Here is a 17403-nt window from a genome sequence, read left to right on the forward strand (position 1 = left end):
GTGCGCTTGTAATCGCAAAAAACCTTAGAAACCCTGCCGTCAAAGAGATAATTTTTACTTTAATAAGCAGATAGATTATACTGTTCTACTTTTAAAATTTTGTTGAAGGCCGTTATTTGCCTGTATAATTCACCAAAAAGCGTTATTATGCGGTGCATTAACGGTTTATAACTGATATTTGGTAACCCTGACAACTTCGACAGTGTCACCCTTTAGTATCAGCGGCGATTGCTACTGGTGCTGATTTTGAAGTGGCGGGCTTATCACTATCCCCTATTTATTCCAGCGGCAACCGTCGTACACGCCCGTAATTTGAGGCACGGTTTGTCTATTACCATTTAACCCTAAGTACTATCTCATTAATCAAACGTACTACTTAATCCTAAAGGTGTAATGAACATGGCTACAGATTTGCAAGTCACAACCAACAAGCTATCTAATAAAGAGACTCAGCTGACGGTTAAAGTCCCCGTAGAAAAAATCCAAAACAAAGTAGAAGGCCGCATCAGCCAAGTGGCGAAAACCGCCAAAATCGACGGTTTCCGTAAAGGCAAAGTGCCAATGTCGCACATCCGCTCACAGTACGGTGCGGGCATCCAGCAAGAAGTGATCAACGATGTGATCCGTGATACGGTCTTTGAAGCGATCAAAGCTGAAGACATCCGCGCCGTTGGCATGCCAAACATCGACGACGTAAAACTTGAAGACGATTTCTTGGTGTATCAAGCCACTGTTGAGATCTTCCCAGAAATCGACGTACAAGGTATCGATGAGATCGAAGTTGAGCGTCACACGGCAGAAGTCAGTGAAGAAGATGTCGACACCATGATCGAAAACCTAAGAAAACAACGTGAAGAATTCGTTGAGAAAAAAGGCATGGCGGCAAAAGACAACCAAGTGACTTTTGACTTTGAAGGCTCTATCGACGGTGAAAAATTCGAAGGCGGCTCTGCTGAAGACTTCAAACTAGTGATCGGTAGCAACCAGATGATTCCTGGCTTTGAAGCGGGTATCAAAGGCATGAAAGCTGGCGAAGAAAAGATTATCGACGTGACTTTCCCAGAAGATTACCAAGCTGAGAACCTAGCTGGTAAAGAAGCTCAGTTCAAAATCAATGTAAAATTGGTTGAAAAATCTAAGTTACCTGAAATCAATGAAGAGTTCCTGGAGCTATTTGGCGTGACTGAGGGCGGCATTGAGAAACTAAAAGAAGACGTACGCAAAAACATGGAACGCGAAATCAAAAACGCTGCGCGTAGCCAAGTGAAGCAAGCGACTTTTGATGCATTGCTAGAAAAGAACGAGTTTGACGTACCAAGCGCCATGCTAGAGCAAGAAATCGAGCGTCAACGCAACATGATGATGCAACGTTTTTCTCAGCAGTTTGGTGCGAGCGCTGATAGCTTCGATAAAGACATGCTGCCAAATGAGCTCTTTGAAGAGCAAGCACTACGTGCAGCCCGTCTTGGTATCATCGTTGCCCGTGTTATCGACACCAAAGGTCTAGAAGTAGATCAAGAGCGTGTTGAAACCTTCATCAAAGAAGCGGCTGAAAACTACGAAGATCCAGCGGAAGTAATCGAGTACTACACCAATGACAAGCAGCAACGCGCTAACATTGAGTCTGTGGTACTAGAAGACCAAGTAGTAGATTACTTGATCAGCCAAGGCAAAGTGACTGACAAAGAAGTCAGCTACCAAGATTTGCTAGCGGCTCAGCAACAACAGCAGCAAGGTATGTAATCTAGACTGAGCGCTGTATGGTGTTAAACCATAACACCACACAGCACTCTTGTTCTACATATCAAAAAAAACGGCCCCGATCATCGATCGGGGCCGTTTTTTTTTGTGCAAGCTCAATGGCTTTTTTGATTAACCAATCGCTAGCATGGTCGTTACGCAAGACGTATCAGCTAAGACTACGCTCAAAGTCTTGCAATAATACACCCTATACTAGAGCAGGTACAAACACCGCACCCAGTCCAAGTACGACCAGACCACGCTGTAACCATAAGTTATCACCTAGGCGCTGCTGTAGCTGCTGGCTGACCAACGTACCAACTGCATATAGCGCCAGCATCGTCACTAGCATCCCTGCATAAAAACCCAACTGACCACTTACGCCAGCATTCGCTGGTACTTCAAGGGCATGTGCCAATCCGTGAAAGACCGCCAAACCACCAAAACCAAACAACGATAGTTGCTGGATGCTTAGCGTATGCGCTGGCTGCGTACGCGCTGAAAAAGCTTCTTGTCGACTCTTATCACTCATCAAAATCAGAGCCAATACGACCACTGATAGCGATATAGCAATCTCAATCAATCCAGATGATGCCGCAAACCCAACACCGCCAATCAGCACACCAATAGTGCCCAATACTGCACCTAACGATAATCCAGCTGTCAGTGACATCATACCTAGGCGCTGCTTTTGTAGTCCATAAAACAACATGCCCATCCCTACTGCCAAAAACAGATGATCAAGACCCGTCACTGGATGCAGCAATCCTGCTTGCAATGTGCCCAAAAACGAAGGCGCTTGTATAGTAGCCGAGTGAAGATGACCCGAATGTGCCTGTGCCAACGACGGTACCATCGTAAAGGTTGCAAGCGTCATTGAAGCCGCTGCTATTTTTCGAGACGATAAAGCCTGTGAAAAACGGGCTTTATGACTGTGATGCTCTTTTGTATGTTGTGTCATGGGGTTGACTCCTTATGATGAATATTTTAATGATTGATGAGGGGCTATTGGTTAAGCGAGCATACCGTGCTCTTTGATAAAGGCAATAATTTCATCCAGACCATCACCGGTTTTCATATTGCTAAAGACAAAAGGCTTATCGCCACGCATTTTTTTGGCATCGCGCTCCATCACCTCAAGCGATGCGCCAACCATTGGGGCAAGATCGGTTTTATTGATGATTAATAAATCTGACTTGGTGATACCAGGGCCCCCTTTACGAGGTATTTTGTCACCCGCTGAGACGTCAATAACATATAAGGTCAGATCAGACAGCTCTGGGCTAAAGGTCGCGGCAAGATTGTCACCACCCGACTCAATGATAATCAATTCTAGGCCCTCAAAGGTTTCTTGCAACTCGGCAATGGTCGTCAGGTTGATCGACGCATCTTCACGAATCGCGGTATGCGGACAGCCGCCCGTTTCTACGCCGCGAATACGTTCAGCGGGCATCGCATTATTGCGTGTCAAAAACTGCGAATCTTCTTTGGTATAAATATCATTGGTGACAACTGCCATATTGATCGTATCACGCAAGTTTTGACACAATTTTAGGGTCAAAGCGGTCTTACCACTACCGACTGGCCCGCCGATGCCGAGGCGTAAGCAGGATAAAGAAGCAGGCGGATTTGACTGGTCATTATCAATATGTGAGTCAGGTGTAGATTGGATGCTTTTTGTTTTGATCGGGGTTAGAGACATGGTAAGCTCCTTAAATGTTTCATATAGGAATAGAGATAAAGGTACAGTTATGAGCGGAACAACCGGCTGTATTGCTCCTCATGCATACTTGAGAGAATCGCCAAATTGGGCAAGCTATTAGAAATATTGAGCCTGTCATAGAGGTCTTCGCACAGCTTTTGACAACCCTGATGTTCACTCATATTGAGCGTGTCGGTCGCATTTGATGACGTGATTACATCCTCAAAGGCTTGCTGTATGCTATCGCTCAGCGCTTCAACTTCAGAGCCAAGATCACTTTGCAGCTGCCACAAGATACGCTGACCCGCCATTTGCCCGAGTGGTACAGTCTTGACAGCGGCGAGCACCATATTTTCTAATTGAGCAAATCCATAGGTGGTCATCGACTGCATGAGTGGCAGCTGCCAATGCTGGGCAATGTGAGCAAAAAGTGGTAGATAGCCATCATCAGGTATCTCAGCAGGTATACCAAGATTCAGTACCTCGTTGAGCCAAGACACCATCGCCTGCGCTAGCTGCTGCGACTCTAGTATAAACTCTTTACTCTCAAGGCCTGCATGATAATCATGTGCCAGATTTGCCGCTAGCACCTCATTACCTTGATCAAGCGCACACATGATCAGTGCCAATATAGGTAGCTCGTAGCCAATGACAGCCAGCGCAAGATAGTCTTGCATAAAGGTAAGCGTACTGGCTTCATCACAGATAATGCCTGACTCAATCGCTGACTCTACGCCTTGTGAGTAGGTATAGCTACCAATCGGCAAGTTACTAGAGGCCAGCATCAACATCTGCCCAAGTTGGACAGACTGATGGGACTGAGTACTGCCATCAACCCTCATTTGAGCGACCTATAGACGCATTATGATGGCTGTGGCTGTCATCATGGTTATGACTGTGATTGTGTTTGTTGTCATGGTCATCATCATGGCTATGCGCGTCATTATGCGAATGCGTATGAGCGTGAGAATGGCTATGCGAATGCCCGTGTCCTGTCTGATAAGCGCCTGTTTCAGGCTCAAACGGCACTGATGCAGACTCAGTATGTAGCCCAAGATTTTCTAGCATTTGTGCGAGCACATGATCGTTTTCAAAATACAGCGCGTACCCTGCTGCACTGTGCTCAAACATCAACGGCACATGGCGATTGCCCAAATGATACGCGCCTTTCATTAATAAAAAATCATCGGCTGCCATCACTTTGGTCACCGCTTGGGGATTGGCGATGACTTGCATCAACTCCCCTGCTGCATTGGTGAGGACGTCATCTCCTTTTAAGACACCAGTACGCGGCAGATCGATACCGACCGCCTCCCCTGAAACTGTCACAGCTCGAAATCGCGAATGCTGACGAGTATCAAAGTCCAAAAGCAGATAGTCATCCGCTTGGCGCTGGGCAGTCAATTGCGCTTGTTGGATATCACTTAAGGTAGGGAGACGGGTATTAAATATTTTCATAAATATAATGCTCTGTTTACTGTGGCTCAAATGATTGAATAATAGTATTGATAATAAAAGTGCCCAAAATGGCTGTCAGCAATCAATGAGAAGATCACGCCAAAACCAGCTCTCTATAAGCCTGTGACACGCTTTTTAAGACAGTCTTTAGCCGTGTGTCTTTAAATCTTAAAATAAAAATCAGAATAAGAAATAACGCTGTGCCATGGGCAGTACCTCAGCAGGCTCACAGGTAAGCGTTTTGCCATCGGCACGTACTTCGTAGGTTTCAGGATTGATATCCATATCTGGGCAGTAGCTGTTGAGGCGCATATCGCTTTTGCGAATCTCACGTATCCCGTGGACAGGCTGAATCACTTTTGTCAGTCCAAGCTGCTTATCGACTTGTTTATCGATGGCGGCTTGCGACATAAAAGTGATGCTGGTTTGAGCAACCGATTTGGGATACGATGCAAACATAGGACGATAATGCACAGGCTGAGGGGTGGGAATAGAGGCGTTAATATCGCCCATCGGTACCGCAGCGATCAGGCCGCCTTTGATGATGCATTCAGGTTTTACCCCAAAAAACTTGGGCGACCACAGCACCATATCCGCCCATTTACCCACTTCAATGGAGCCGACCATATCGCTAATACCATGCGTAATCGCAGGATTTATCGTATATTTTGCAATATAGCGTTTGATGCGAAAGTTATCATTGTCCGCGCTTTGATCGTAGTCGGTCAGAGTAATATGCTGCGCTTGATGCTCTGTTTGTGCTGTCGCATCTGGAGCCAGGTGACCACGCTGAACTTTCATTTTGTGCGCCGTCTGCCATGTGCGAATGACCACTTCACCCACGCGCCCCATCGCTTGTGAATCGCTACTCATCATCGAGATAGCACCCAAATCGTGCAAGATGTCTTCAGCCGCGATGGTTTCTTGACGAATACGGCTTTCGGCAAAGGCCACATCTTCTGCGATAGCAGGGCTTAAATGATGACAAACCATGAGCATATCGAGATGCTCGTCAATAGTATTGACGGTATAAGGCCTAGTAGGATTGGTTGAGGATGGCAGCACATGCGACTCGCCAATGGCCTTTAGAATATCAGGCGCATGGCCACCGCCTGCGCCTTCGGTATGAAAAGTATGAATACAGCGGTTTTTAAATGCGCCTAGTGTACTCTCAAGATAGCCACTTTCATTTAACGTGTCAGTATGAATCGCAACTTGCACATCATAATCGTCAGCAACGCTCAGACAATTATCGATGGCTTGCGGCGTCGTACCCCAATCTTCATGTAGCTTGAGTCCGACGGCACCCGCTTCGATTTGCTCAGCAATTGGGGTGGGCACACTCACATTGCCTTTACCCAATAGCCCAATATTCATAGGGATACTATCGGTAGATTGTAGCATTGAGGCAATATGATATGCCCCCGGCGTACAAGTAGTCGCGAGCGTACCTTGGGCAGGGCCTGTGCCACCGCCTAGCATCGTGGTCACCCCCGACATCAGCGCCGTCTCACACTGCTGAGGCGCGATAAAGTGAATATGACTATCGACGCCGCCTGCGGTGAGGATTTTGCCTTCACCAGCGATGATTTCGGTTGCGCCGCCAATCGGAATATCGATGGCAGGCTGGATATCAGGATTACCCGCTTTACCAATCGCGCTGATACGACCATTTTTGATACCGATATCGGCTTTATAGATACCTGTATAGTCTACGATCAAAGCATTAGTAATCACCGTATCCGCAACCTCAGCCCCCAGCAGTTGCCCTTGACCCATACCATCACGGATGACTTTGCCACCGCCAAATTTGACTTCTTCACCCTTGATCTCGGTGGTCTGGACAATGCTCTCATCACTGTATGAACCTTGCGCTTGATCCGTCACTGTGTGACTGGTTAAATCTGCCTCAACTTGTAGCCAAAGCTCAGTATCAGCAAGACGCACTTTATCGCCGGTAGTCGGACCAAAATGCTCTGCATAAATCTGCCGACTCACCCGCTTTTGCGAAGTAGCCAGTTGCTTTTCATCGGTCTTATCTGGTTGAACCGCGCCCATGACACGACCTGCAAAGCCATATACTTCCTGCTTACCCGCATAAGCCACCAGCTCCACTTCTCGCGACTGCCCCGGCTCAAAACGGACTGCCGTTCCAGAGATGATATTTAGGCGATACCCACGGGTCTGCTCTCTATCAAAGCTCAGCGCATCATTGACTTCATAAAAGTGATAATGCGAGCCGATTTGGATCGGTCTATCGCCAGTATTACTCACACTGATGGTCTGTACTTGTCGCCCTTGGTTTAGGATAATGTCACCATCTTGGATGTTATATTCGCCTGGTTGCATGGGAGCCGCCTTATTTTGGAATGATCATTTAGTGATAGACAGAACTATACGATGGGATTGTGTACCGTGACCAATTTGGTACCATCAGGGAAGGTCGCCTCGATTTGCACTTCATCAACCATCTCTGCCACTCCTTCCATGACATCATCGGCAGACAGGTAAGTAGCCCCTTCACTCATTAATTCAGCCACTCTTTTGCCATCTCTAGCCCCTTCCATCAGCAGCATACTGATATAAGCGATGGCTTCGGGGTAATTGAGCTTAACGCCACGGTTTTTGCGGCGCTCAGCCACCATGCCAGCGGTAAATAGCATGAGCTTGTCTTTTTCTGTTGGCGTCAGATGCATGGCAAATCCTTATTTTATTTATTATAAAAGTTATAGCAGATTATCAGGTCGTGTGGCTTAGCTATGAAAAACCGTAGACTTAGGTGTCCCAAATACGCGGACGGCAAGGCTCAAGCTGCCACCAATGATGTCGCAAGACTTCTCTGATTTGATAAAAAGCTTCAAAACAGCCGCGCACATCTGAACCGATATACCGAATATTAATGGCTTGACCGTTATGAGTACAATAAACCGGTAATCTAGCCTCAGCAATCATATGGCGTAATGCAACGATGGTATTGTCTAAATAGCGAGCTAGGGCCTGCTTCATCGTTGCTAAGGCTGTCTCGTCTGATTGTGCGGGAGAGGCAGGCAGTGCAGCGTTGTCATGTACATCGCTCAAACTTGGCACTGCCCAAAACGACCCATAAATATGCCGATCTGCCAGTCCTAGACTCGATGTAAACCAGCGACTTTGGGCAGCCTGTTTGACCCGATCAGTAACGATAATTTTGCCGTCTCGATAGATATTCAATCCAGTATGGTAGCGCCCTTGCAAGAACTGTTCATCATATGCTTGCCGCCCAAATACGCTAATCTCCCAAGTCAGCAAGCTAGATGAGTCAGCTAAATCAAAACGGCTCACTGCATGCATATTGGCTTCGTTATAAATAATACTCTCTTGTGGTAGCCATTCTAAGCGAACATGTGCGGCGAGTTTGGCTTGCAGATGTTGGCTTGCATTGGCTTGCAGATGTTGGCTTGCATAGGCAGCTATCTTGTCTTGGCTCATACTTTGGTGCGTGTCGTTATCGTCCGACCGAGCTTTATGTTTTTGGCTGATACTGTCATTACCATACCACTTGCCCGCCCCTGGTGTGGTGATAACAGCATGGCTGCCATTGTCTAAATGCAACTCTATCGTCAGCGTATCACCGCCTGCGATACCTGCTGGCGGATATAACATCAATATATGGCAAATGCCTTGCTGCACACGTGGCTCAGGATATAGGGCACGCTGTACCATAAGCGCGCCCGTGTGCTTACGATGAGATAGCCGCGTCTTAGCGGTAGCAGCCGCAATTTTGGCAGTATCTGTGCGCTTAACAATGTCAAAACTCAATGTTAAAGAAGAAGCCCAACTCATTTTATATACTCATTTGCTCATTTTACTCATTAAATACAATCTAGTAATCTGGCTCCTGACCAAAAAGTCAGTTAATTTCACTGTCTATACAAGCATTATGCCAACTCATATGCAAACACTCTTACATACACTCCACCCCCAGACCCAACATAATGATTTTACTTTGGTTTTGACTGTATATTTTTTCTTACTAACATGACAAAGCTGGTTTAGTTATTTTTTAATCAGCCTTTTACCGCTGACAACCATTAGATAAATAACGGTTTGCACCAAATTGTGGCGTTTTTCGTTAATATGCACCATTTTTTAGCATTCAAACTTGGACTATTAACACACTATGTCAGGCCGCCCTTTCTACTTATAAGAATAACTATGAGTAAATGCGCTTAAGGATTCTTTTGACAACCCACATTTGCACAATTGAGTCGCAAGATAGGTAGATTGCAAGGCGGTTAATCAGGTATTCTATGTTAAAAACTAAGGTAGAACACGATTTGCGATCTCTGTGTTTTATGATATCTGTGTGAGACAACGCCTTTATGGTATTCATCTGATCGGACTGTACTTGAGCAGACACTTGCTTTTTTCACTGTCGGCTTTTTAATATCGTCTAAATTCATGCAAAAAATACAAAAACAGAGTAAGCACACTTTTTCACCTATTTTATGCACAAACGGGTTTTATAGGCTTGAATAGTGGACGTAGTCCCCCTATAAACTACCCATTAGCACAAAACATACCAGACAATAAAACCATTTTAACTGTTTTTTATTTTATCCCTTTATCGATAGGACTTTTCTATGACAGATTATGAACGCATCACTGCTAACCCACATTTTGATATGCTGATGAGTGCGCACAAAGAAGTACAAACCACCCAAGCGGCGCTAGTACCAATGGTGGTTGAGCAGTCTTCACGCGGTGAACGCTCGTTTGATATTTTTTCACGCCTATTGCGTGAGCGTGTGATCTTTTTGACAGGCCAAGTCGAAGACCATATGGCCAATCTAATCGTCGCACAGCTGCTATTTCTAGAAGCTGAAAACCCTGACAAAGACATTCATTTGTATATCAATTCACCAGGCGGTTCAGTAAGTGCAGGCTTGGCGATCTTTGATACCATGAATTTCATCAAGCCAGAAGTATCCACCATCTGTATGGGCGGTGCTTATAGCATGGGCTCATTCTTGTTGGCCGCGGGTCAAAAAGGCAAACGCTACTCACTCGCCAATGCTCGCGTGATGATTCACCAGCCATCAGGCGGCGCGCAAGGTCAAGCGACTGATATCGAGATTAATGCTCGTGAAATCCTTAAAACTCGTGCACGCTTGAACCAGATCCTATCTGAGCGTACTGGTCAGCCACTCGAAAAAATCGAAAAAGACGTCGAGCGCGATTTTTGGTTAGATGCTGAGGAAGCCAAAGAATACGGTTTGGTTGACGAAGTATTAGAGCGCCGCCCTGATTCTTTATAATCAAAGCATAAGCGCTATGCCTCTCAATTGAGAGTGCGCCATCATAAGAATAGTTATAGTCTGTTTGTATGGTAAATCAATATGCCGCTCATACCTGATAGATCGTAAGCAGGTATGAGCGTTCAACCAATACAACCATCGATATGTCGCAAATAGACTAACCAGTTTTAAACTTTAGGAGCGCCTTTTATGGCAGAAGATAACACCCCGCATTGTTCGTTTTGTGGTAAAGCCAAAAGCGATGTCCAGCAGCTGATTGCCGCTGACGATGCCAATATCTGTAATGAATGTATCGAGTTATGTACTGATCTAATCGCAGATAGCGCGGAATACAGCGATGACGACAGCGACGTAGATACCTCTTGGGTCAATAAAAAACTCCCTACCCCAAAAGAACTACGTGCCAAGCTTGACGAATATGTCATCGGTCAGGATGCTGCCAAAAAAGCACTGTCTGTCGCTGTCTACAATCATTACAAACGTCTAAAAGTTAGCCAAACACTCGCCAATGACAGCAAAAAAGCCAAAATCGGCGCTGATGATGCGATGGTAGAATTGGCAAAAAGTAACATTTTGCTGATTGGCCCAACGGGTTCTGGTAAGACCTTGCTAGCACAAACCTTGGCTCGTCTGCTTGATGTGCCGTTTGCAATGGCCGATGCCACCACCTTGACCGAAGCAGGGTATGTCGGTGAAGACGTTGAGAACATCGTGCAAAAGCTACTACAAGCGTCTGATTATGATGTGGCCAAAGCTGAGCAAGGGATCATCTATATTGATGAAATCGACAAAATTAGCAAAAAAGGTGATAACCCATCGATTACCCGTGATGTATCGGGCGAAGGCGTACAGCAAGCGCTGCTAAAGCTTATCGAAGGCACCGTTGCTGCGATTCCGCCGCACGGTGGTCGTAAGCATCCACAGCAAGAGCTGATCCAAGTCGATACCAGTAACATCCTAATCATCGTCGGCGGCGCGTTTGCTGGACTGGATAAAGTCATTCAGCAACGTACCGAAAAAGGCGGTATCGGCTTTAACGCGGATGTTAGCTCAAAAGACGACAGCCGTCGTAGCTCAGACTTGCTACAAGAAGTTGAGCCAGAAGATTTGATCAAGTTTGGTTTGATTCCTGAGCTCATCGGTCGTCTGCCTGTGCTTGCAGCGCTAAAAGAGCTTGATGAAGAAGCCTTAGTCCAAATCCTCACCGAACCGAAGAACGCACTGGTCAAACAGTACAAGTACTTGTTCGATATGGAAGGTGCTGAGATTAGCTTTACGCAAGAAGCACTTGATGCCATCGCCAAAAAAGCTATGGAGCGTAAAACTGGCGCGCGCGGTCTACGTTCTATCGTAGAAAACGCCCTGCTTGAGACCATGTATGAGCTACCTTCTATGGAAAATGCCAAGACCGTGATGGTTGATGCAGAAGTCATCAATGAAGGTAAAATACCTAAAATTGCTTAATGCATAATGAGACTTAGATGGCTCATTATTAGTAATGAGGTATTCAAAAAAGCGTCTGGCTCTATGAGTCAGACGCTTTTTTTGTGGCTACTCATCCCCTAAACCTCTTCTCAATGATGCAACTAACCTTGATACCGTCAGATTCTTAGCGCCTTAGCACTCTAGAAGTAACCGCATAATGAAATGACAGCAGCGTTTATCAATCGCATGTAAGCCTATGACAAATCATGCTAATGTAAATAGCAACGATGTATACCCATCATGAATAATACAAAGGACTGTTTATTATGCTTAACAATATAACCACGATGGCGTCCTCATTACGCCAGCACCTGCCCTTTTATACACCCAGCGAACAAGATAATGATATTGCACCTTATTACCAAAACCATGTCGCCGCTATCACTGGCGCAGGATCTGGTATGGGACGCGAGCTTGCGCTTCATTTAGCAAAAATGGGCTGTCATGTGGCGCTATCAGACATCAATGCAGAACAACTGGCACGAACCAAAGAGATGCTGGTTGGTTATGATGTTAAGGTCACCTTGACTGTACTTGATGTCTCAGACAATGACGCTATGCAAGCATGGGCGGATAGCGTGATGAGCGATCATGGTAAAGTCAATTTCATCTTTAACAATGCAGGCGTGGCATTCTCTTCGACGATAGAGGGCGCTAGTATTGAAGAGCTTGAATGGGTAATGGATATCAATTTTTGGGGCGTGGTTTATGGCACCAAAGCGTTTTTGCCATTGATCAAAAATAGCGTTAAACAAAGCGAAGTGGCGAGTGATAATCAGGACGATCAACTCCGCCAGTTTAAAGAACATGGTCATGTTATTAATATATCCAGCCTATTTGGTTTGACCGCTCAGCCCTCATATTCAGCTTATAATGCCAGTAAGTTTGCGGTGCGCGGCTTCACAGAGAGCTTGCGTCAAGAGCTTAACATTCAGAAATGCGGTGTATCAGCGACCTGTATCCATCCAGGCGGCATCAAAACCAATATTGCCAATAGCGCACGTGGCAATGATAGTACCAGTACAGTCGGTATGCCTACTGGTGATAAAGCCATTAGAAGCTTCAATAAACTGTTGAAATTTGATGCCAGCGAAGCAGCTTGGATTATTTTATATGCCGCTGCAACCAATCAGCAGCGCTGCTTAATTGGGAATGATGCCAAAATGGTTGATGCCATTCAGCGGGTATTCCCATCACATTATAGTGAAGTTATAAACGACATCACTCAGTTATCGCGTAAACTAAAACCAAGACGCAATAACAAGCGTAGTGATAAAACAAGTACCGCACCATAACTAACTGACGCTCCTTAAATAAAAAAGCCCTACTGTTTTTGAACAGCAGGGCTTTTTTGTTGTATGGTCACGAATACAAATTTTTATCCGTTTTTAGGGCAGCTTCATATCACCGGCGACTAGCCAGCCCATACGGCGCATGATGTAAGCGACCAAACCTGCAATCACTGCAGGCAATACAAACATCAGAAGGACAATCGCTGTCCATAATTGGGTCGTACTCATGATTTCTTGTGATGCTTCAATAACGCCGAACACACCAACCAGACCAGCGGTTCCCATGCCCGCCCCTGTCGCTGTACAAGCCAAACCAAATCCGACAGTCGCGATAGGGCCAACGATCGCGCTCGCAATAACGGCAGGCAGCAAAACGATAGGTTTTTTTAGCACATTAGGGATTTGCAGCATGCTGGTTCCCAATCCTTGAGATATCACGCCACTGAATCCATTATCCTTAAAACTGGCCACGGCAAAACCAATCATATGCGCGGCACAGCCAACAACTGCGGCACCGCCCGCCAAACCACCAAGGCCAATCGCAATACAAATGGCAGCGCTCGACGTTGGTAGCGTCAATAAGATACCAACGACGACTGCAATCACGATACCCATCAGCAATGGCTGTAGCTCAGTTGCCGCGTGAATCCCTTGCCCAATCGCATTAACTGCCGCAACAACAGGCGGATTGAGCAGCGCACAGACCAATAGCGCGATACCACACACTACTAAGGGCACTAATAAAATATCGAGCTTGGTCTTGCCTGCGATCCACGTACCAGCGCGATAAGCGAATACAGACGTCAGATAAGCGCCGATTGGGTTGCCTGGCAGTGCTACAAAGGTCGCAGGGCCACCCTCTTGCGGTATGAATAGCGTTCCTGCCATTAGTGCTTCAGAATGCGCACCCAACATACCTGCTACAAGGCAGCTAAGCATCACGAGTGTTGGCGCTTTGAGATAATAAGCGATACCTACCCCAATGCCCGCCCCCATCAATATTGACGCAAGCTTACCCACGGCGATTAATGCGGGCAAATTCAACCAACCACCGATTTGCGAGATAATCAGACCTGCAATCAAGGTGACAAAAAGCCCTAACGCCATGCCCGTGAAGGCATCGATAAAATACTTTTGAAAGAACGCTTTGATAGTACCTGCTTGCGGTACTGCTGAGGGAGATGCTGTCATAACCATACTCTTTATGAATATTTTGATTAAGGAGAAAAGATAATAGAGTGCTTAATAAATTAAAGAGATAAAAAAAGCGTCATGACGACGCTTTTTTATGATCACAAATACTTCTTATATATACCGATTATTATATATAGCGCTTGGACTAACGACGCTGTTCAACGATAATAGAGTCAATACCGTTATTTTGTAGGCGCTGCTGTGCTGTTGTCACTGCCTGACGGTTACTTAACGGACGCGAGATTACCTGATAGATAGGTAAGCCATTGCCTGTCGTATTTTTGACTACTCTGGCATCCACGCCTGCCATCAATACTTGGGCGCGGCGACGATCTGCTTCATCTGCATCACTAAAGCTATTGATCTGCAAAATATAGGTCGCAGCAGGTTTAGCCGCTTGAATACTTGCCGTACCTGCTCCTGCATTGTTGCTACGGGTCGCAGAGTTACTGGTGTTAGCAGGTGGCGTGCCATCATAAGTTGCGTCCTCTTCAACAACAACAATATCGTCGCCCGCAGCAGTATTACTACCGCCACTGGTCTCGCCTGTAGGACTTTCCGCATTACCAAAGCTACCAGCATTATCTATACCATTAGCTGCCGTACTATCCGGCTGGGTCACGACGACATCCGGCTCAAACGCGCCAATATCTCCTATCTGATCGTTATCAATCTCAGCGATATCTTCATCAGGAATGGTTGCCATCTCTTGATTGGGCAAAATATCGTAGAATTCATAATCGCCATTATCGGTATCAGTATCTACGCGCGGCTGCACCTGCCTGTCAGGATCGTTCTCGGCGCTACCATCAGCGGGACTAAAGTTGAATAATGGTGAAAGGTAGATAAATACCCCGATCATAAGGGTCAATACTGCCCCAACAAACATCCACAATAAGCCCGATACGCTACTTGATTTGCGCTTTTCTGTTGCGCCTTTCGGTTTTTTGGCTAGCATGGATCTCGTTCTCCCTACTGAATTTAACGGTCATCATCGAATTAATGCTATTGGCTGTCTATACTCATGTCACATGTTAGAAAATGACTACATAGCAGAAGGTGCTGACAAGCCAAGCAGACCAAGGCCGTTCGCCAAGACCTGCCGTACTGCTTTGGACAAACGCAAACGTGCTTGCATCAATGCCATCTCATCTGAGCTTGGTGTTTCACCTGACGTGAGACTCACAGGCAAAATGCGATTGGTGTCATACCAACCGTGGAACAACGCAGCAAGCTCTTTTAAATAGTTGGTCAAGACATGCGGTTCGTAGCCAGTCGCTGCACGTAATAGTGTCGCTGGATAACCAGCTAACAGTTTAATCAACTCGTCTTCATTGGGCGCATTAAGCAAATCTTGATGTGCCAAACCAATAGCATCATCTACTGCCAAATCGTAGGTTGCCAGTTTTTCTAATACACGGCAAACACGCGCATGCGCATACTGAATATAATACACTTGATTGTCTTTGCTTTGTGATTTGGCAAGCTCTAAATCAAAGTCAATATGCACTTCAGGCTTACGCGCGACATAGTAAAAACGCGCCGCATCATTGCCGACTTCTGCACGTAAATCACGCAAAGTAACGAACTGACCTGAGCGTGAAGACATTTGTACTTTTTCACTGCCGCGCCACAACGCCACAAACTGTACGAGCACGACATCAAGACGTTCAGCATCAATCCCCAACGCGAGCAGCGCCGCTTTTACGCGTGGGACATAACCGTGGTGATCTGCGCCCCAAACGTTAATCACTTTGTCAAAACCGCGATCAAACTTGTTTTTATGATAAGCAATATCCGAGGCAAAATACGTCGACTGACCATTAGCACGGCGAACCACGCGGTCTTTTTCATCACCAAAATCGGTCGATTTGAACCAGATGTTGCCGTCTTTTTCGTACAAGTAGCCTTTGTCATCGAGTATTTGCAGTACAGGCTCAATCTCGCTATCAATCGATCTTTCACTGAACCAGCACTCGTAGCTCACACCAAAGTCGTTTAAATCGTCTTTGATATCGGCCAAAATACTGCTCAAGGCGGCATTTAAAAACAGCGCATAGCTGTTACCAAGCAAGGCTTTGCTACCCGCAATCAAACCATCAATATGCGCTTCTTTATCACCAGACACTAAGGTTTTCTCACCGTCAGCATTGATCTCAAACTTTGCGTCTTCTGGCGCATCCTTGGCAACTTGTGCAAACTCGTGTACGTAGCTATCGCCATGTTGCGTTTTTAATGTCTGTGCGATATCGCGAACGTAGTCGCCTTGATAGGCATTGACTGGGAAAGTGACCGTTTCGCCATTCAATTCTAAATAACGCAAATAGGTACTGGTTGCTAAGATGTCCATTTGGCGACCCGCATCATTGACATAATACTCGCGAGTGACGTCGTAACCGATGGCTTCTAGCAAGTTTGACACGCTCATACCAAACGCTGCACCGCGTCCGTGACCGACATGCAGACTTGAGGTCGGATTGGCAGAGACAAACTCGACTTGTACTTTTTGCCCATCAAACTGATTACTCAGACCAAAACGATCTTGTAAGGTAAAGATATCGTCTAATACCGAAAACTTAGCCTCTGAGTTTAAAAATACGTTAATAAACCCAGGACCGGCGATTTCTACTTGGCGAATGTCTTGATTCTCAGGCAGCGCGCTGACGATTTTTTCAGCGAGTTGACGCGGATTGGCCTTGGCCGCTTTGGCCGCCGTCAGTGCGATATTGCTGGCAAAATCACCGTGGCTTAAATCTTTCGTACGCGTGATTTGACTGTTATTCTGCCAGTCGCTTGGTAGCGTACCATCTGCTTGTAGGGTTTGAATGGCATCATTGAATAGGGATGCAAGCGTATCAATTTGGGCTTGTGACATAGGGATTTGAACTCAATTAAATAAACAACAAAAACGGTGCGAATGCGAGCAGTCGATAACTGCTTATTATAGTGCCGACCGACATTGCAAAGATAAAATAATGCAAAAAGATAAGTAATCTGTAAATATAACAATCTTTGCGCTTTATTGCACCATTTGCGCCAAAATTAGCCCTAAAATCTTACCGTTATGACAACTAATATTGATAATTGGCATTAATATAAATTTTGTTCGCTCGTTTGCTGATGCTTAGTAAAATAAATCTGGTATAAATAATATAAAATCAATGAGCGAATGACTTTGTCAATTGTAGCGTTCCTGTTGCCCGATACTGAGCAGTCGTTTATACGCAACCGCTTA

General features: G+C 45.8%; 14 protein-coding genes. 4 read left to right on the top strand and 10 right to left on the bottom strand.

The features are described from left to right. Positions 1-399: 399 nt before the first annotated feature. A complete protein-coding gene (gene tig, locus AC58CZ_RS12830; RefSeq protein WP_494224848.1) occupies positions 400-1743 on the top strand; it encodes a trigger factor in 1344 nt (447 codons plus the stop codon). A gap of 205 nt (positions 1744-1948) precedes the next feature. Here tig and AC58CZ_RS12835 read toward each other — a convergent pair whose 3' ends face one another. From AC58CZ_RS12835 to AC58CZ_RS12865, 7 genes are all read right to left on the bottom strand, one after another. After that, on the bottom strand, positions 1949-2701 hold the full coding sequence (locus tag AC58CZ_RS12835; protein WP_494224849.1) for a HupE/UreJ family protein: 753 nt from the start codon (positions 2699-2701) through the stop codon (positions 1949-1951). Positions 2702-2752: 51 nt separating this feature from the next. Continuing rightward, positions 2753-3442, bottom strand: coding sequence for an urease accessory protein UreG (gene ureG / locus AC58CZ_RS12840; protein WP_083328925.1), 690 nt, complete (start codon positions 3440-3442; stop codon positions 2753-2755). Between the two features lie 47 nt (positions 3443-3489). After that, the gene (locus tag AC58CZ_RS12845) at positions 3490-4284 is read right to left on the bottom strand and encodes an urease accessory UreF family protein (RefSeq protein WP_494224850.1); all 795 of its coding nucleotides are present in this window, start codon (positions 4282-4284) and stop codon (positions 3490-3492) included. Then, positions 4274-4900: an urease accessory protein UreE gene (gene ureE / locus AC58CZ_RS12850; RefSeq protein WP_494224851.1), complete on the bottom strand. Its 627-nt coding sequence runs from the start codon at positions 4898-4900 to the stop codon at positions 4274-4276. The genes AC58CZ_RS12845 and ureE overlap by 11 nt, the downstream gene beginning before the upstream one ends. A gap of 180 nt (positions 4901-5080) precedes the next feature. Continuing rightward, positions 5081-7249, bottom strand: a complete 2169-nt coding sequence (gene ureC, locus AC58CZ_RS12855) for an urease subunit alpha (protein ID WP_494224852.1) — start codon at positions 7247-7249, stop codon at positions 5081-5083. A gap of 44 nt (positions 7250-7293) precedes the next feature. Then, positions 7294-7596, bottom strand: a complete 303-nt coding sequence (gene ureA, locus AC58CZ_RS12860; protein ID WP_057761815.1) for an urease subunit gamma — start codon at positions 7594-7596, stop codon at positions 7294-7296. Positions 7597-7675: 79 nt separating this feature from the next. Then, a complete protein-coding gene (locus AC58CZ_RS12865) occupies positions 7676-8722 on the bottom strand; it encodes an urease accessory protein UreD (protein ID WP_494224853.1) in 1047 nt (348 codons plus the stop codon). 848 nt (positions 8723-9570) lie between these two features. On the opposite strand from AC58CZ_RS12865, the gene clpP reads away from it, so the two are divergent. From clpP to AC58CZ_RS12880, 3 genes are all read left to right on the top strand, one after another. Further along, positions 9571-10197: an ATP-dependent Clp endopeptidase proteolytic subunit ClpP gene (gene clpP, locus AC58CZ_RS12870; protein WP_218609020.1), complete on the top strand. Its 627-nt coding sequence runs from the start codon at positions 9571-9573 to the stop codon at positions 10195-10197. Between the two features lie 189 nt (positions 10198-10386). Further along, complete coding sequence (clpX, locus tag AC58CZ_RS12875; RefSeq protein ID WP_494224854.1) at positions 10387-11661, top strand: ATP-dependent protease ATP-binding subunit ClpX; 1275 nt, start codon at positions 10387-10389, stop codon at positions 11659-11661. Between the two features lie 287 nt (positions 11662-11948). Then, positions 11949-12977: an SDR family NAD(P)-dependent oxidoreductase gene (locus AC58CZ_RS12880; RefSeq protein ID WP_494224855.1), complete on the top strand. Its 1029-nt coding sequence runs from the start codon at positions 11949-11951 to the stop codon at positions 12975-12977. A gap of 93 nt (positions 12978-13070) precedes the next feature. Here the strand turns inward: AC58CZ_RS12880 and AC58CZ_RS12885 are convergent, their stop codons facing one another. The 3 genes from AC58CZ_RS12885 to argS form a co-directional block, all read right to left on the bottom strand. Next, positions 13071-14165 carry a PTS sugar transporter subunit IIC gene (locus AC58CZ_RS12885; protein ID WP_494224856.1) on the bottom strand — a complete coding sequence of 365 codons (1095 nt, stop codon included), beginning with the start codon at positions 14163-14165 and terminating at the stop codon, positions 13071-13073. A gap of 148 nt (positions 14166-14313) precedes the next feature. Further along, positions 14314-15126, bottom strand: a complete 813-nt coding sequence (locus AC58CZ_RS12890; protein WP_494224857.1) for an SPOR domain-containing protein — start codon at positions 15124-15126, stop codon at positions 14314-14316. 87 nt (positions 15127-15213) lie between these two features. Continuing rightward, positions 15214-17043 (bottom strand): arginine--tRNA ligase, encoded by a 1830-nt coding sequence (gene argS / locus AC58CZ_RS12895; RefSeq protein ID WP_494224858.1) that lies wholly within the window; start codon positions 17041-17043, stop codon positions 15214-15216. Between the last annotated feature and the right edge of the window lie 360 nt (positions 17044-17403).

This window comes from Psychrobacter sp. CR212 (assembly GCF_059693765.1).

Bases quoted from the DNA above. Each gene is read 5' to 3' on its own strand.
- tig (WP_494224848.1), top strand. From the start codon at position 400: ATGGCTACAGATTTGCAAGTCACAACCAACAAGCTATCTAATAAAGAG.
- AC58CZ_RS12835 (WP_494224849.1), bottom strand. From the start codon at position 2,701: ATGACACAACATACAAAAGAGCATCACAGTCATAAAGCCCGTTTTTCA.
- ureG (WP_083328925.1), bottom strand. From the start codon at position 3,442: ATGTCTCTAACCCCGATCAAAACAAAAAGCATCCAATCTACACCTGAC.
- AC58CZ_RS12845 (WP_494224850.1), bottom strand. From the start codon at position 4,284: ATGAGGGTTGATGGCAGTACTCAGTCCCATCAGTCTGTCCAACTTGGG.
- ureE (WP_494224851.1), bottom strand. From the start codon at position 4,900: ATGAAAATATTTAATACCCGTCTCCCTACCTTAAGTGATATCCAACAA.
- ureC (WP_494224852.1), bottom strand. From the start codon at position 7,249: ATGCAACCAGGCGAATATAACATCCAAGATGGTGACATTATCCTAAAC.
- ureA (WP_057761815.1), bottom strand. From the start codon at position 7,596: ATGCATCTGACGCCAACAGAAAAAGACAAGCTCATGCTATTTACCGCT.
- AC58CZ_RS12865 (WP_494224853.1), bottom strand. From the start codon at position 8,722: ATGAGTTGGGCTTCTTCTTTAACATTGAGTTTTGACATTGTTAAGCGC.
- clpP (WP_218609020.1), top strand. From the start codon at position 9,571: ATGAGTGCGCACAAAGAAGTACAAACCACCCAAGCGGCGCTAGTACCA.
- clpX (WP_494224854.1), top strand. From the start codon at position 10,387: ATGGCAGAAGATAACACCCCGCATTGTTCGTTTTGTGGTAAAGCCAAA.
- AC58CZ_RS12880 (WP_494224855.1), top strand. From the start codon at position 11,949: ATGCTTAACAATATAACCACGATGGCGTCCTCATTACGCCAGCACCTG.
- AC58CZ_RS12885 (WP_494224856.1), bottom strand. From the start codon at position 14,165: ATGACAGCATCTCCCTCAGCAGTACCGCAAGCAGGTACTATCAAAGCG.
- AC58CZ_RS12890 (WP_494224857.1), bottom strand. From the start codon at position 15,126: ATGCTAGCCAAAAAACCGAAAGGCGCAACAGAAAAGCGCAAATCAAGT.
- argS (WP_494224858.1), bottom strand. From the start codon at position 17,043: ATGTCACAAGCCCAAATTGATACGCTTGCATCCCTATTCAATGATGCC.